The 16,476-nt window shown below is 50.8% G+C and carries 8 protein-coding genes and 1 pseudogene; 8 read left to right on the top strand and 1 reads right to left on the bottom strand.

The annotated features are described in order from the left end of the window. Positions 1-2 precede the first annotated feature (2 nt). The 3 genes from DWY07_RS02420 (at position 3) to DWY07_RS02410 (ending at position 4,444) form a co-directional block, all read left to right on the top strand. A complete protein-coding gene (locus DWY07_RS02420; RefSeq protein ID WP_117822123.1) occupies positions 3-3,287 on the top strand; it encodes a YodL domain-containing protein in 3,285 nt (1,094 codons plus the stop codon). A 1-nt stretch (position 3,288) separates the two neighbouring features. Continuing rightward, positions 3,289-3,504 carry a transposon-transfer assisting family protein gene (locus tag DWY07_RS02415; protein WP_117822122.1) on the top strand — a complete coding sequence of 72 codons (216 nt, stop codon included), beginning with the start codon at positions 3,289-3,291 and terminating at the stop codon, positions 3,502-3,504. 148 nt (positions 3,505-3,652) lie between these two features. Beyond that, positions 3,653-4,444 carry a type II CAAX endopeptidase family protein gene (locus tag DWY07_RS02410; RefSeq protein ID WP_117822121.1) on the top strand — a complete coding sequence of 264 codons (792 nt, stop codon included), beginning with the start codon at positions 3,653-3,655 and terminating at the stop codon, positions 4,442-4,444. A gap of 99 nt (positions 4,445-4,543) precedes the next feature. Here the strand turns inward: DWY07_RS02410 and DWY07_RS13345 are convergent, their stop codons facing one another. Then, positions 4,544-5,311 carry a hypothetical protein gene (locus DWY07_RS13345; RefSeq protein WP_242997292.1) on the bottom strand — a complete coding sequence of 256 codons (768 nt, stop codon included), beginning with the start codon at positions 5,309-5,311 and terminating at the stop codon, positions 4,544-4,546. Between DWY07_RS13345 and DWY07_RS13340 the strand changes: the two genes are divergently transcribed. The 5 genes and pseudogenes from DWY07_RS13340 to DWY07_RS02390 all read left to right on the top strand — a co-directional run bounded on the left by DWY07_RS13340 (position 5,298) and on the right by DWY07_RS02390 (position 16,474). Then, positions 5,298-5,654 (top strand): TnpV protein, encoded by a 357-nt coding sequence (locus tag DWY07_RS13340; protein WP_118615424.1) that lies wholly within the window; start codon positions 5,298-5,300, stop codon positions 5,652-5,654. The genes DWY07_RS13345 and DWY07_RS13340 overlap by 14 nt on opposite strands. A gap of 1,496 nt (positions 5,655-7,150) precedes the next feature. Further along, positions 7,151-12,454, top strand: coding sequence for an SNF2-related protein (locus DWY07_RS02405; RefSeq protein ID WP_347465183.1), 5,304 nt, complete (start codon positions 7,151-7,153; stop codon positions 12,452-12,454). Between the two features lie 578 nt (positions 12,455-13,032). Next, positions 13,033-14,703 (top strand): group II intron reverse transcriptase/maturase, encoded by a 1,671-nt coding sequence (ltrA, locus tag DWY07_RS02400; RefSeq protein ID WP_117822120.1) that lies wholly within the window; start codon positions 13,033-13,035, stop codon positions 14,701-14,703. Between the two features lie 81 nt (positions 14,704-14,784). Beyond that, positions 14,785-15,666: pseudogene (locus DWY07_RS02395) on the top strand (helicase SNF2); the annotation flags it as partial. A 1-nt stretch (position 15,667) separates the two neighbouring features. After that, positions 15,668-16,474 carry a DUF3849 domain-containing protein gene (locus DWY07_RS02390; RefSeq protein ID WP_117822119.1) on the top strand — a complete coding sequence of 269 codons (807 nt, stop codon included), beginning with the start codon at positions 15,668-15,670 and terminating at the stop codon, positions 16,472-16,474. The last annotated feature ends 2 nt before the right edge of the window (positions 16,475-16,476 follow it).

The following is a 16,476-nucleotide window of genomic DNA, read 5'->3' as shown; positions in this document are numbered from 1 at the left end:
ACATGACAGAGAATGTATTTGAAGCAGTCAAGCAGTCGGTCAGCACCAGAGATGCGGCAGCGTTTTATGGGATCGAGGTCAAACGAAATGGCATGGCCTGCTGTCCCTTTCACGATGATAAGAACCCAAGCATGAAGGTAGACCAGCGGTTCCACTGCTTTGGCTGCGGTGAAGATGGGGATGTGATCGACTTTACCGCAAAGCTCTTTGACCTCTCCTCAAAAGAAGCGGCGGAGAAACTGGCACAGGACTTTGGCCTGATCTATGACAGTCAGGCCCCTCCCCGCAGGAGGTATGTCCGGCAGAAAAACGAGGCACAGAAATTTCGGGAGGACCGGCAGCGGTGTTATCGCGTACTGTCCGATTACTACTATCTGCTGAAAAAATGGGAGGCCGACAATTCTCCCCGGACACCGGAGGAAGAACCGCACCCCCGTTTTGTGGAAGCAATCCAGAAAAAAACCTATGTAGAGTACCTGTTGGACCTTTTTCTTTATGAAAGTGAAGAAGAACAAAAGGCATGGATTGCAGAACACACAGCAGAAATCACACACTTGGAAAGGAGATTGAAAATCATGGCTGAGAACAAACCCACCAACCGAGAGCGGCTAAGGGAAATCACAGATGGCATCGAGCAGGGCATCAAAGAACTGTTTGAGAGTGAAAAGTATATGCGCTATCTGTCCGTCATGTCCCGCTTCCACCGCTATTCGGTAAACAACACCATGCTCATCTATATGCAGAAGCCGGACGCTACATTGGTAGCCGGATACAATAAGTGGAAAGACCAGTTTGAGCGTCATGTAAAAAAGGGCGAGCATGGCATTACCATCATCGCCCCCACACCGTATAAGAAGAAAATCGAGGAGCAGAAGCTGGACCCGGATACCAAGGCTCCGATTCTGGATAAAGACGGAAAGATCGTCACAGAGGAAAAAGAAATCGAAATCCCCATGTTTCGTCCGGTCAAGGTCTTTGATGTGAGCCAGACCGACGGGAAACCTTTGCCGGAGCTTGCTTCCTCCCTTTCCGGCAATGTGCCAAATTATGAGGCATTCATGGAGGCCCTGCGCCGCAGCGCACCGGTGCCGATTACTTTTGAAGCAATGGCCGCTGATACGGACGGCTATTTTTCTGCTGATCATCAGAAAATTGCCATTCGTCAGGGCATGAGTGAGGTTCAGACGGTTTCAGCCACAGTACACGAGATTGCCCACAGCAAGCTCCATGACCCTAAAAAATATGAAATGCTACCGTCATGGAAGGTTGTGCTGGAGAGTGAAGGTGGAACCAAGCATGATTTCAAGCTGGATTTTGCCACAGAAAGAGAAGCTGAACAGTTTGCTTCTGATATGGATTGGCGCTATGTGGACGAAAATCAGTTTGAATGGCGTCTTGCAGTTGAGGAAGATCCAACCACAGAAAAACAGGCAATCAAAAATCGCCACACGGAGGAAGTGGAGGCTGAAAGCATCTCCTACGCAGTCTGCAAATATTTTGGCATCGAGACCGGAGAAAACAGCTTCGGCTATATTGCAAGCTGGAGTCAGGGCAAAGAGCTGAAAGAGCTGAGAGCCAGTTTGGAAACCATCAACAAGACCTCCGGTACTTTGATCTCTGACATTGAGCGCCACTATAAGGAAATCTGCAAAGAGCGTGGAATTGACCCCCATGCAAAGGCAGAGCCGGAAACCGCCCCGATAGAGCAGCCAGAAGATGCTGCTAAGGTAGCCGATAGACAGCCGACCGGCAATCTGACCTACTATGTAGCAGAGTGCATGGAGTTTCCAAACCTCGGAGAATACCACGATAATCTGTCTTTGGAAGAAGCTGTCCGCATTTATCAGGAGATTCCGGCAGAGCGAATGAACGGGATCAAGGGCATTGGCTTTGAGCTGAAAGATGGAAGCGACTATGAAGGACCTTTTCCGATTTTGACTGGGCAGACCATTGACCTGGACACCATTCAGGCAATCGACTATTACCGTGATAATCCGCTGGTACAGAAAGCGGTAACGGAACTGGCTGCGGCCATGCCGGAAATGGAGGTACTGGGGGCGGATGCCAACCAGCAGGAGGCTTTGTTTCTGATCAACGATACTACCTATCTTCATATCCAACCTTGTGACAGCGGATGGGACTACACTCTTTACGATGCTGCGTCCATGAAAGAGCTGGATGGTGGTCAGCTGGATATGCCGGAGCTTTCCTGCATGAAGGCAGTTCTCCAGATTTGTGATGACAACAATCTGGACAGCACTTCGCTCAGACACGCTCCTATGTTCATGATTGAGACCTTGCAGGAAGCGGCCTATCAGCAAATGCAGGCAGAGACCAGTCAGATGACTGCTTCTTCCCAGCTGCCGGAAGCGCAGGAGCAGGCACTGGATGAATACCCCATGCCGGATGAGCAGGTATCCACACCGGATATGCAGGAATACGGCTACTTCTATGATGGGATGCTCCCTGTTACCAGAGAACGGGCGCTGGAACTGGATGCCGCCGGTTTGACCGTCTATGTGCTGCATGAGGACAATACGGAGAGCATGGTGTTTGATCCGCAGGAAATCATGAATCATGGCGGTCTTTTCGGTGTGGACCATGAGGAATGGGAGAAAAGCCCTCAGTTCCACGAAAAGGTCATGGAGCGTCAGGAACATCAGCAGGAACGCGAACAGGCATTTCTCTCTCAGAACAGAGATTGCTTTGCCATCTATCAGGTAAGTAGTGACGATCCGCAGAATGTGCGCTTTATGAATTTGGACTGGCTAAAGTCCCATGATATTTCCGTAGACCGCAGCAATTATGACCTCATTTACACCGCTCCGCTGAGTGAGTCTGGCACTGTGCCGGAGCAGCTGGAAAAACTCTATCAGCAATTCAATCTGGAAAAACCCGTGGACTTTCACAGTCCCTCCATGAGCGTCAGCGACATCGTTGCGATCAGACAGGACGGTAAGGTATCCTGTCATTACTGTGCCAGCCTTGGATTTACCCAGATCCCCGGATTCCTGCCGGAAAATCCGCTGAAAAATGCGGAGATGTCCGTGGAGGACGATTACGGCATGATCGACGGCATCATCAACAATGGCGAAAAAGAGCCTACGGTGGCAGAGCTGGAACAGCAGGCCCGAAGCGGTCGGCCCATTTCCCTGATGGACTTGGCAGCCGCCGCTCATCGGGAGGAACGGGAAAAGAAAAAATCCGTTGTGGACCAGCTGAAAAGCCAGCCCAAAGCAGAACACAAAAAGACAGCACCAAAAAAGAGTGCGGAAAGGGAGATTTGATATGGCAAACTTTACTTTTGAGGAAATGAATCTGATGTGCATTTACAATACCGGCAGCCGCACCGGGCTGATTGACAGCCTGCATGAAATGCGCGGCGAGCTTTCGCCGGAGGAAACAGAACTGAGAGAGCTAACCGACAGCGCCCTTACGAAGCTCTGTGCGATGACCGATGAGGACTTTGCCGAGTTGGAGCTGTACCCCGATTTTGACCAGTAAACCTAAAGCTGTTCTTTGTGGGGACAGAAAGCTATTTATTCTACTATTTTTTCAAGTAGAGTTTTACAAAAAAAGGATGTAACTCCTTGACAAGATGATGTATAATGTACTTTATGTAAATTAGAAAGCACTAGGGAGTTTTAGAAATATGAAAAAGCTAATAGAAGTATCATTAAAATCTATCATTTTCTTTGTTGGATGGGCAATTTGCGCATCAGTTATACCAATTCCTGAGATTGACAATGCAGCGCTGTGGAGATTTTTTGCAGAACTAATACCGTTTTTGGCGATTGTTGTTATGACCGTTATTTTTGGGTTTGTAGATCGTAAAAAAACCAAGTTACATCTCGCACAACGCCCCGTCTATAACAGTTTATTAGGAGGGGTAGTGGGACTAAGCTGGTTAGGTATATCTGTCGGTATTTTGCTTTTTGCCGGGTCTGCACGGATAGAAGATACTAATCATATTTCTATGCTCTGGCTCTGGATACTATCAGCCTTTATCAACACAATTATGCAGGAAATGTTAGTTCGTGGTTATCTATATCAGATGATAAAGAGAAACTACAATGTAGTTGCGGCAACTGTTGTGTCTACCATGCTATTTACTTTGGCACATGGAGGTGCTTTTGAAGCAGGAATTCTCCCTGTTTTGAATGTTTTGACAATGAGTTTGTTTATGACAGCAGTTTTGGAATATACAAATTCTTTGATTGCACCTATAATCATTCATTTTCTCTGGAATAGTGTAGGAGCAATTATTTTGGGAGGAGTATCACTTGCAGAGGACTATCCGCATTTGTTTAATATGACATTCGGTGGCGATCAACTGCTATCTGGTGGAATTTATAAAATTGAAGGCAGTGTTGTAGTATTTGTTTTGAATGTGCTTATGATAATTGGATTTATTGTGGCAAAGAAAAAGAAGAATATTGCATGAGAAGCCACAAAGTAGCAAGCAGGAAATCGTTCAGGTTTCCTGCTTTTCTTTTACCCAAAACCGAAAGGAGGACAGAATACCATGCCAACCAAAGCTGAACTATATGCACAGATGGCGGACAAGGTGGCAACGCAGCTCACGGGGAGCTGGCAGGAATGGGCAGGGTTTCTCACTACTGCTTCCCGCCTTTACAAGTACCCGTTCCATGAGCAGCTGATGATCTATGCCCAGCGACCGGACGCCACCGCCTGTGCGGAGTACGATTTGTGGAATGAAAAGATGGGCCGTTATGTAAGGCGCGGCTCCAAGGGAATCGCTCTGGTGGATGATTCCGGGGACAGACCTCGCCTGCGTTATGTCTTTGACATTTCCGACACCGGAACCCGTGAACATTCCCGCACTCCCTGGCTGTGGCAGTTGGAGGAGCGCTATCTGGATTCCGTGCAGGCCATGCTGGAGCGCACCTATGATGTTTCCGGTGAGGATCTTGCCGGACAGCTCACGGAGGTAGCCGGAAAACTGGCCGAGGAATACTGGACGGAGCATCAGCAGGACTTCTTCTATATCGTTGACGGTTCCTTTTTGGAGGAATATGATGAGTATAACATCGGAGTACAGTTCAAGGCAGCCGCCACCGTCAGCATCACTTACGCTTTGATGTCCCGCTGTGGACTGGAGCCGGAACGCTACTTCGACCACGAAGATTTCATGGCGATCTTTGATTTCAACACCCCGTCCACCATCGGGGCGCTGGGAACAGCGGTCAGCCAGATCAACCAGCAGGTGCTGCGGCAGATCGGCGTTACCGTCCGAAATGCAGAGCGCGAAGCCAACCAAGAAAGGAGCAAGCAAGATGAACAATCCCATGACCTACATCCAGAACGGAGACTATCAGATTCCCGACCTGAAGCTGAGCCAGCAGCCGGAGAAACCCCTGGGCAAGTACGGCAGGATGAGGAAAACCTACCTGAAGGAACACCGTCCCATCCTCTACAACCAGATGTTGCTGAGCGAGAAGCTGTACCCGCACCTCATCGAGATCGACGAGACCGCCCAGAGCAGACTGGAACAGATGATGCTCCAGCTGGCGAAGGAAGCGGGAGCCACCGAGGAACTGAAAGCCAGCGATCCCATGAAGTGGGTGGGCCTGATGAACACCTGCAAAGCCCAGGCAGAGGAGATCCTGATGGCGGAGCTTATCAACAGCTGACCCTAAACCTGTTCCTCTCCGAAGCGGAGCAGATCCAATCCATAGATGAAGCAGAGAATGTAGCGCATACATCCTCTGCTTTTTCTTTTGCCCAAAATGATATTGACCATGTGCTGCGTTTGGGAGGCAATACAGATCGTCAGAGGGAGCGTGTGGTTGCAGCATTTGAAAAGCAGAAAACCACCGCTGAGATTGCCGAGATACTGAAAACGCTGTACCACGGCGGCAACGGCCTTGGCAGCGTGAGCGTATGGTATGCCGAGGATGGCATCCATCTTTCCCACGGGAAGTCTGTCCGTTATGACAGGTCTGCCCAGGTCATTTCCTGGGAGAGTGCCGCAGAGCGCATCGGGGAACTTTTGGAAAGTGGCCAGTTTGCCTCCAATGTGGAGCTTGCAGAAGCGGCAGGCTATGAACGCTCCCTCCTTGCAGAAAAACTTTGGCATCTGTACCACGATTTCAGCGATAAAGCCAGAGATTCCGGGTATCTGTCCTGTCTGTCCGGTATTCAGAGAACCGGGTTCCCGGAAGAAACTGCATGGCTTGCCGAGCAGCTGAGTGACCCGGCTTTCCGCCAGACCCTCAAGGAAGAATACGCCGCCTTCTGGACTGCCTATCAGCAGGACCGTGACCTGTTGCGCTTTCATTACCATAGGCCAAGGGAAATTTGGGAGAACCTGAAGGATCTTGACCTGCCACGCAGAACTTTTTCTTCGGACCTTTCCCAAGTGCCAACCGTCCAGCATTTCATTACCGAGGATGAGATCGACGCCGCCATGACCGGCGGCAGCAGTTTTGCCGGAGGAAAGGGCCGTATCTATGCGTTCTTCATGGAAAACCATACGGATAAGGAAAAAGTGAGATTCCTTAAAGACGAGTATGGCATTGGCGGACGCTCTCATGCCCTGTCCGGCGCAACACACAGCGGCGAAGATCACGATGGGAAAGGACTGCACTATAAAAAGCAGGACTGCCCGGATGTTCACTTGAACTGGGAAAAGGTTGCCAAGCGCATTACTTCACTTGTCCAGAAAGGCCGCTATCTTACCGAACAGGAACAAGCGCAGTATGACAAGATCCAGGCTGAAAAGGATCTGGCAGAAGAAGATGCCATTCATGCCCAGCAGCCGGAGATAGAGGAAGAAACGCCAAAGCCTACCCTTCGGGAGCAGTTTGAGCAGTATAAGCCTGTGGTGACTGCCGCCATATCTGAGGATGTGGCATATCGAAATGCCTGCGGTCATTCCGACCGTGAAAATGCTGTCATCGAGGGTAATGCCGCTGTGCGCCGTGCGGTTCTTGGCTCTAAGGATATGGAGCTGATTCGGCTCTATTCCGATGTGCCGGAGTTCCGTCAGCGTCTGCACCGGGAAGTGATCGACGAAACCTATCCAAAGCTCCATGAGCTTCTGCGCCCTCTTTCTCAGGAGGATATTGATACCGCCCTTTGTGCATGGAACGGCAATATTGAGAGTAAACACGCTGTTGTCCGCTATATGAAAGACCATGCAAGAGAAAAAGATACCGCCACATGGCTGGCTCTGGAATACGGCGGCAGTAACAGCAACAGCCTGTTTGTTGTCCGTGCCGGCAGCCCGGAGGAAACGCAGCTGCCCTGGCCGAAGGTACAGCGCCGGATTGCCCAGCTCATTCAGGAGGACCGGTTCTATACCGAAGAAGAACAGAACCGTTTTGACGACATCGACCCAATCGCCATCCGGGAAGCCCTGGAGGAAAGAGGGATCGTCAACGGCCAGGTGGCAGACCCGGAAAAACTGGATAATGACTCATTTATCCAGCAGGTGATGTCGGATGCCGAGCAGATCGCAGCTGCCGAGACAGAACAGACTTCCGATGTTTCCATTTCCGATGAGGAATATGATGCAGTTCGCCGCCCAACTCCGCAAAGAACCTCCTATGACCCTGCCGCCCCGGTTTATGCCGTGGGTGATACCGTGTATATCGAGGATGACGCTTATCAGATCACCGAGCTGAGGGATGACACCGTACAGCTTCTGCCCACCGGGATGGTATATCCCATCTACCGGGCAGAGCGCAAAGAACAGTTCGAGCAGCTGCTTCGGGCAGACCGCCGCAATGCTTACTATACCGAGTTTCTTCCCATTGACCCGGACAAGGCAGATCAAGACTTGCGGGATGTATTGGCTCATGGACTGATGGATGAAGCGGATAAAAAGCAGATTTCCACGCTGCTGCAATCCGGCAGGAGCAACAGCGAGATCGCCTACTGGCTGAGCAGAGCCTATTCCGGTGAGATCGAGACACTGAATCTGGAGACCGGCGATATTGCCGATTACCGTACCACGGCACAGGGCATGGAGCTGGAAGTCATGGATGCAGAGGAAAAGCGTCTGGCTGTGCTGTATTTCCGCTGGGATGAGGTTGCGCCTTTGCTGCGCGGGATGTATGCCCGTCAGCAGGACGGCTTTGGACAGGAACAGCCCCAATCGGCTACCGAATCCCCGACCTTCCATTCCGAGACCATGGCCGTCTATCCGGGCGATAAGAACAATCTGCCTTATGATGTGGTGGTGGAACGACTGCATATCGAGGAGCCAGAGCCACCAGCCCCTGTGACTGAGCCGGAGAAAACCTTTGAGGAAGTGCTGGACGAACACCCGGTTTCCATTCAGGTCAATGGCCAGTGGGAGACCTTCTCCAATGCCAAAGCTGCCGAGGAAGCCTCCTATGAGGAATACAAGGCTAACCTGCGCCGCAATGCAAAAAACTTCCGCATTACCGATGAGCATTTGGGCGAAGGCGGTCCGAAAGCCAAGTTCCAGGCAAATGTCAATGCGATTCGTTTACTGAAAGAACTGGAAGTTGCCGGACAGCAGGCAAGCCCCGAACAGCAGGAGGTTCTTTCTCGATATGTGGGCTGGGGCGGTCTCTCTGATGCGTTTGACCCGGAGAAACCGGCATGGGCTTTAGAGTATGCCCAGCTAAAAGAACTGCTGACCCCGGAGGAATATGCCGCCGCCAGAAGCTCTACCCTCAACGCCCATTACACCAGCCCTACGGTCATTCAGGCCATCTATGAAGCGGTGGACCGTATGGGATTTGAGACCGGAAATATTCTGGAGCCATCTATGGGTGTGGGCAACTTCTTCGGTATGCTGCCGGAGGAAATGAGAAACAGCCGTCTATGCGGTGTGGAGCTGGACCCGATTTCCGGGCGCATCGCAAAGCAGCTCTATCCCAAGGCGGACATCACAGTAGGCGGCTTTGAGACCACTGACCGCCGGGACTTCTTTGACCTTGCCATCGGCAATGTGCCTTTCGGTCAGTATCAGGTCAATGACAAAGCCTACAACAAGCTGAATTTCAACATTCATAATTACTTTTTCGCCAAAGCACTGGATCAGGTGCGTCCCGGCGGTGTGGTAGCTTTTGTGACCTCCCGCTATACCATGGACGCCAAGGATTCCACCGTGCGCCGTTATCTTGCCCAGCGTGCCGAGCTGCTGGGAGCTATCCGTCTGCCTAATGACGCGTTCAAAAAGAATGCCGGTGCTGAGGTGGTATCGGACATCATCTTCCTCCAAAAGCGGGACCGCCCGCTGGACATCGTGCCGGAATGGACTCAAACCGGACAGACGGAGGACGGATTTGCCATCAACCGGTATTTTATCGACCACCCGGAAATGGTGCTGGGCAGACAGGAGCCGGTAAGCACTGCTCATGGTATGGACTACACCGTGAACCCTATCGAGGGACTGGAGCTTTCCGACCAGCTGCATGATGCGGTGAAGTATATTCATGGCACTTATCAGGAGGCAGAGCTGCCGGAGCTGGGCGAAGGCGAAGCTATTGACACCTCCATTCCTGCAGACCCCAATGTGAAGAACTATTCCTATGCCATTGTAGACGGGCAGGTGTACTACCGGGAAAACAGCCGTATGGTGCGCCCTGACCTCAACGCCACCGCCGAAGCCCGTGTAAAAGGTCTTGTGGGACTGCGTGATTGTGTGCAGGAACTGATCGACCTTCAGATGGATGCAGCGGTTTCGGACAGCACCATTACCCAAAAGCAGGCGGAACTGAACAGCCTATATGACAGCTTTTCTGAAAAATATGGCCTTATCAATGACCGTGCAAACCGACTGGCCTATGCAGATGATTCTTCCTATTACCTGCTCTGTGCGCTGGAAGTCATCGACGAGGACGGGAAACTGGAACGTAAGGCAGATATGTTCACCAAGCGGACCATCAAGCCCCATCAGGCGGTGGCTGTGGTGGATACGGCAAGTGAAGCACTGGCGGTGTCCATCTCGGAAAAAGCCTGCGTGGATATGGACTATATGAGCCAGCTTACCGGAAAAACAAAAGAAGAACTGGCCGGAGAGCTGCAAGGCGTAATCTTCCGTGTACCGGGACAGTTGGAGCAGGATGGAACGCCCCATTATGTGACTGCTGATGAATACCTCTCCGGCAATGTACGCCGAAAACTGCGTCAGGCGCAGCGGGCGGCACAGCAGGACCCGGTTTATGCAGTCAATGTGGAAGCTCTTACTGCCGCGCAGCCCAAAGACCTGGATGCGTCGGAGATCGAGGTGCGTCTGGGCGCTACCTGGATCGACAAAGAGTACATCCAGCAGTTTATGTATGAGACCTTCAACACCCCGTTTTATCTCCAGCGCAGTATCGAGGTCAACTATTCCTCCTTTACTGCTGAATGGCAGATCAAGGGGAAATCTTCTGTATCCTACAACGATGTGGCAGCTTATACCACCTACGGAACCAGCCGCGCCAACGCCTACAAGATTCTGGAGGATTCCTTAAACCTGCGGGATGTCCGTATCTATGACACCATAGAGGACGCAGACGGAAAAGAGCGCCGCGTACTAAACGCCAAGGAGACCACTCTGGCTGCCCAAAAACAGCAGGCGATCCGGGAAGCCTTTAGGGACTGGATCTGGAGAGACCCGGAGCGCCGCCAGACTTTGGTGCGCCAGTATAACGAAGAAATGAACTCTACCCGTCCCCGCGAGTATGATGGCAGCCATATCACTTTTGGCGGCATGAACCCGGCCATTACCCTGCGGGAACACCAGAAAAGTGCCATCGCCCATGTGCTGTATGGCGGAAATACCCTGCTGGCACACGAAGTAGGCGCGGGCAAAACCTTTGAGATGGTGGCCGCTGCGATGGAAGCCAAACGCCTGGGCTTGTGCCAGAAATCTCTCTTTGTGGTTCCCAACCACCTGACTGAGCAGTGGGCATCGGAGTTTCTGCGCCTCTATCCTTCTGCCAACATCTTAGTCACAACCAAAAAGGACTTTGAGACCCATAACCGCAAGAAGTTCTGCGCCCGTATTGCGACCGGTGACTACGACGCCATCATCATGGGACACAGTCAGTTTGAGCGTATCCCCATCAGCCGGGAGCGTCAGGAAAGGCTTCTCTATGAGCAGATCGACGAGATCACCGAGGGCATCGCAGAGGTGCAGGCCAGCGGCGGCGAGCGTTTTACCGTCAAGCAGCTGGAGCGTACCAGAAAGTCTCTGGAAGCCAGACTGGAAAAGCTGCAAGCCGAGGGGCGAAAAGATGATGTGGTAACTTTTGAGCAGCTGGGTGTGGACCGGCTGTTTGTGGACGAGGCCCACAACTACAAGAACCTGTTTTTATACACAAAAATGCGGAATGTGGCTGGTCTCTCCACCAGCGATGCCCAAAAGTCCAGCGATATGTTTGCCAAGTGCCGCTATATGGATGAGATTACCGGAAACCGTGGCGTGATCTTTGCCACCGGAACGCCGGTCAGCAACTCCATGACCGAGCTTTACACCATGCAGCGTTATCTTCAGTATGAACGCCTGCAAGAACTGAACATGACCCACTTCGACTGCTGGGCTTCCCGATTTGGGGAGACCGTCACAGCATTGGAGCTGGCACCGGAGGGAACCGGCTACCGGGCAAGAACGAGATTCAGCAAGTTTTTCAACCTCCCAGAGCTGATGAACCTGTTCAAAGAAGTGGCGGACATCAAGACCGCCGACCAACTGAATCTGCCTACCCCGGAGGTGGAATACCACAATGTTGTGGCGCAGCCCACCGAACATCAGCAGGAAATGGTCAAAGCTCTTTCGGAGCGTGCATCGCTGGTGCACAGCGGAACCGTTGACCCGTCTCAGGACAATATGCTCAAGATTACCTCGGATGGCCGCAAGCTGGGGCTTGACCAGAGAATCGTCAACCAGATGCTGCCGGATGAACCTGGCACAAAGGTCAATCAGTGCGTGGACAACATCATGCAGATCTGGCGGGACGGCAAAGCTGACAAGCTGACCCAGCTGGTGTTCTGCGACATTTCTACACCGCAGGCAAAAGCTCCTGCAAGCAAGGCGGCAAAAACGCTGGATAATCCACTGCTTCATGCACTGGAAGATGCTGTGTCTCTGCCAGAGCAGGAACCTGTCTTTACGGTATATGACGATATTCGTCAGAAACTCATTGCTCAGGGAATGCCTGCCGACCAGATCGCTTTTATCCATGAAGCCAACACCGAAGTGCGGAAAAAGGAGTTGTTCTCTAAAGTCCGTACCGGTCAGGTGCGTGTCCTTTTGGGCAGCACCGCCAAGATGGGTGCAGGCACCAATGTGCAGGACCGTCTGGTGGCACTTCATGACCTGGACTGTCCGTGGAGACCGGGAGACCTTGCCCAGCGCAAGGGCCGTATCGAGCGCCAGGGTAACCAGAATCCCCTTGTTCATGTGTACCGCTATGTGACCGAAGGAACCTTTGACGCATACCTCTGGGTGCGACACGAAGTCGCTTAATTTAACTGTTTGGCGGTAACTCCGACCAAACCATCCATTCCGTTGGATGAAGCCAATATCCCCGGCTTTGCCAGTAATGGCATTGTTCGGAAGCGGATATAAACGGAACCCTATTTGGAGCAAATCCCGTGAGGGAGAAGCGAAACTGCCAGCTACAAGGCGGTTAGGGTGCAGGCTTTCTGATAGCAAGGTTAATTAACTGAATCACCGTAAGCTTCGTTAAGGCTGAACAAGCCAAAGTAGCTGATAGGCTTGAACCAAAAGGTGTGCAGTTGGATATTCCTTTCCACAGTAGGAATACACGGACATAGGACTGCCGGAGTAGAGGTGGAACCTAAACTATCAATAATTGTTGATTAAGTGGAACGTGTCAAGCCCGTATTCTCGCCTGCAAAGGCAAGCGGACCGTAAGGAAAGCCGTTGGGAATGCGGGTAAAGGATTGCGGAGGAAGCGAATGCCGACCCTGTAATGGGGACGGATAGGGGTTCAAAATTTGCCCCACCCGAAAAGGGAGCAGAATTCCGCAGGGTGCTTAATTACGAGAGAGTTTATAGAATTTTTGAAAGGAGTAAGGCAAATGAACATGAAAATGTGTGCGACTTCTGACGTAGCAAAAGCATGGAACAGCATTGACTGGAACAAAGCTAATGCATACGTTAAAAAACTGCAAATGCGTATCGTAAAGGCTCATCAACAGGGCAGAACCGGCAAAGTAAAGTCTTTGCAATGGCTGCTCACACACTCTTTCTACGGACGTGCTTTAGCTGTAAAAAGAGTAACGAGTAACAAAGGCAAAAAGACAGCAGGTGTAGACAAAATTTTATGGTCTACTCCCAAACTGAAATATGAAGCAATTCTCAGTTTAAAACGCAGAGGCTATAAACCATTACCGTTAAAGAGGGTATATATCCCAAAAAAGAACGGAAAAATGAGGCCGCTCAGTATTCCATGTATGAAGGATAGAGCGATGCAGACATTATATAAATTTGCACTGGAACCGATTGCGGAAATCACTGCTGACCCTAACTCCTATGGATTTAGAGCAAAGAGATGTGTACAGGATGCAATAGAGCAGTGTTTTACCTGTCTGAATAAAGCAAAATCCCCTAAATGGGTGCTGGAGGGAGACATTAAAGGCTGTTTTGATAACATCAGTCACGAATGGATATTGAACCATATCCCAATGGATAAAGATATTCTGCGAAAATGGTTAAAGAGTGGGTATGTCGAGACCGGAAGATTATTTCCGACAGACCTCGGTAGCCCACAGGGTTCGGCTATCTCACCAACTATCTGCAACATGGTACTGGATGGTCTGGAAATCCAGATTAAGAAGAAATACCACAAAACTAAGAGGGATGGAAAAGCATACTTTCCAAAAGTGAACTTTATACGTTATGCTGACGATTTCATCGTCACAGGCGAAAGCAGAGAGCTTTTGGAAGCAGGTATCCTCCCGATTATCCGGGAATTTTTATCAGAGAGAGGGTTGGAACTGTCAGAAGAAAAGACAGTGATTACCCATATCGAAGATGGTTTTGATTTTCTCGGATGTAATATACGCTGGTATAAAGACAAGCTTCTTACAAAACCATCCAAAAAGAACTATAAAGCCATCGTGAGCAAGGTACGGGAGATTATAAAGCAAAATCCATCTATGAAGCAGGAAGATTTGATAAGAAAGTTAAATCCGGTTATCAGAGGGTGGGTAAATTTCCAAAAGTATAATGTTTCCTCGCAGGCGTTTGAACGGTTTGATTTTGATGTATGGAGATGTCTGTGGAGATGGTGCAAACGTAGGCACCCGAAGAAAGGACACAAATGGATCGCTAAGAAATATTTCAGAAGAGTTGGCACAAGATACTGGACATTCAGTGTAAATATGGCAGACTCGTTTGAATTACATCTGATATACGCTACTGATACTAAAATAGTAAGGTGGATGAAAACAAAATCAGAAGCGACACCATTTGATGAGCGTTTCACAGAATATTTTGAGGACAGAGACACAAAGAGAATGTTTCGGGAAATCAATGGAAGAAGGAAATTAAATGCACTGTACAAAATGCAGAAAGGCATTTGTCCGCATTGTGGTGAACCTATCACAGTGGAACGGGGATTCCGAATCCATACGGAAATGGGAGCCGACTTTAAAGAAAAGAAAGTCTTATTACATGCTGATTGTCATAGAGAGCTTCATTACTCGAAAAATGTTGATGAACTGGTTCTGCTAACGCAGGGCTTATAAGTGCTTGAGCCGTGTGAGGGGAAACTCTCATGCACGGTTCTTAGAGGGGAAAGCGGTAGTAATACCGCTGACCTACTCGACCAGACGGTGGAGAATAAACAAAAATTCATCAGCCAGATCATGACCAGCAAAAGTCCGGTTCGCTCCTGCGATGATGTGGATGAAACAGCCCTCAGTTTTGCCGAGATCAAGGCTCTGTGCGCCGGAGATCCCCGCATCAAGGAGCGTATGGATTTGGATGTGGAGGTATCCCGCCTGAAGCTGATGAAAGCCGACCACCAGAGCAAGCAATATCGTCTGGAGGACCAGCTGCTCAAATACTTCCCGGAGGAGATTGAAAAGCACAAAGGCTTTATCAAGGGCTTTGAATCCGATCTGAAGGTTTTGGCAGCGCACCCGCACCCGGAGGACGGTTTTGCTGGTATGGAAATCCGCGGCGATCTGCTGACCGATAAGGAGAACGCCGGCGCAGCACTTCTGGATGCCTGCAAGGAGGTCAAAACCTCCGATCCGGTGCAGATCGGCAGCTACCGGGGCTATGCTATATCCGTGGAATTTTCCGCATGGAAACAGGAGTATACGCTCCTGCTGAAAGGACAGATGACCCACCGGGCAACCCTTGGTACAGACCCTCGCGGAAATCTTACCCGTATCGACAATGCCCTCGCCCAGATGCCCCAGCGTCTGGAGGCGGCAAAGGCTCAGCTGGATAATCTCTATCAGCAGCAGGCTGCCGCAAAGGAGGAAGTCGGAAAGCCATTCCTTTACGAAGAAGAACTGCGAAGCAAAAATGCCCGTCTGGTGGAGCTGGATACTTTGCTCAACATCGACGAAAAGGGACAGGCACATGCAGAGGCTGTTGTTGCCAAAAGCACACGGACTTCGGTGCTGGACAGCCTGAAGCACCCGGTGACGCCCCGCAGTACAGACAAGAAACCAAAACAGCATGAGGAGGTGCGATAACATGAATACCAATAATCTGAATGCGGCCATTTATGAAAAGATGGCCACTGAGCAGGAAAAATACAGGGACTGGTTGAAAAGCCAGCCCCCGGAAGAAGTCTTAAACCATGCCTATGAGTACACCATCCGCGAGGACATCGTGATGGCGATGGAGGAGCTGGAGCTGACCGACGCCCAGGCCCAGGCACTTTTGGAATCTTCTTCGCCGTTGGCGGATGTGTACCGCTATTTTGAAAAGCTGGAGACCGGCTATATGGATGTGATCCGGGACAGCATTGAGAACCGTGCCGACTATGTGTGCAGAGCCAAAGAGGAACTGCGAACAACACCGGTCTATCCGCATTCAGCTGCCTATGCGAGAGAACATGGGGAAATGGCACAGTACAACCTCTCATATCAGGCGAACAGCGCCTGCAAAGAAGTTATTGAGCAGACCATCAGCGCCCACTATGCAGAGAATCGGCTGGATACGGAGACGGCGGTCAAAGATGTGCTGGAAAAGTTCGGGACGGAACGGGTACAGTTTATTCTTGCCAACACCATCCAGCGCAAGAACTATGACGGGCGTATCTCTCAGGACAATAAAGCATGGGCAAAAACCATTCCCATGCTGGAGGACAGCGGCGCTTCCCGCCACAGTGCCTATCTGGTGGTAGATCAGGTCAATCCCGGTTTGACCGACCTGTTCACCAGACAGTTCCGAAAAGTCGCTCAAGAACAGCAGAAAAGTTCTGTCCTGCAAAAGCTCAAGCAGGAACCGCCTGCCCGCAAGCCTGCCGCCCCGAAAAAACGGGAGCCGGAGCGATAACT

It is taken from the genome of Clostridium sp. AF23-6LB, from assembly GCF_003461085.1.
In the GTDB taxonomy this organism is placed as follows: Bacteria; Bacillota; Clostridia; order Lachnospirales; family Lachnospiraceae; genus Coprococcus; species Coprococcus ammoniilyticus.
Note: the sequence above shows the minus strand (reverse complement) of the source record. Positions and strands in the feature narration are given on the sequence as shown.

Coding starts and splice junctions, on each gene's coding strand:
- DWY07_RS13340 (WP_118615424.1), top strand. CDS start 5,298: ATGAACAATCCCATGACCTACATCCAGAACGGAGACTATCAGATTCCC.
- DWY07_RS02420 (WP_117822123.1), top strand. CDS start 3: ATGACAGAGAATGTATTTGAAGCAGTCAAGCAGTCGGTCAGCACCAGA.
- DWY07_RS13345 (WP_242997292.1), bottom strand. CDS start 5,311: ATGGGATTGTTCATCTTGCTTGCTCCTTTCTTGGTTGGCTTCGCGCTC.
- DWY07_RS02390 (WP_117822119.1), top strand. CDS start 15,668: ATGAATACCAATAATCTGAATGCGGCCATTTATGAAAAGATGGCCACT.
- DWY07_RS02410 (WP_117822121.1), top strand. CDS start 3,653: ATGAAAAAGCTAATAGAAGTATCATTAAAATCTATCATTTTCTTTGTT.
- ltrA (WP_117822120.1), top strand. CDS start 13,033: ATGAACATGAAAATGTGTGCGACTTCTGACGTAGCAAAAGCATGGAAC.
- DWY07_RS02405 (WP_347465183.1), top strand. CDS start 7,151: ATGAAAGACCATGCAAGAGAAAAAGATACCGCCACATGGCTGGCTCTG.
- DWY07_RS02415 (WP_117822122.1), top strand. CDS start 3,289: ATGGCAAACTTTACTTTTGAGGAAATGAATCTGATGTGCATTTACAAT.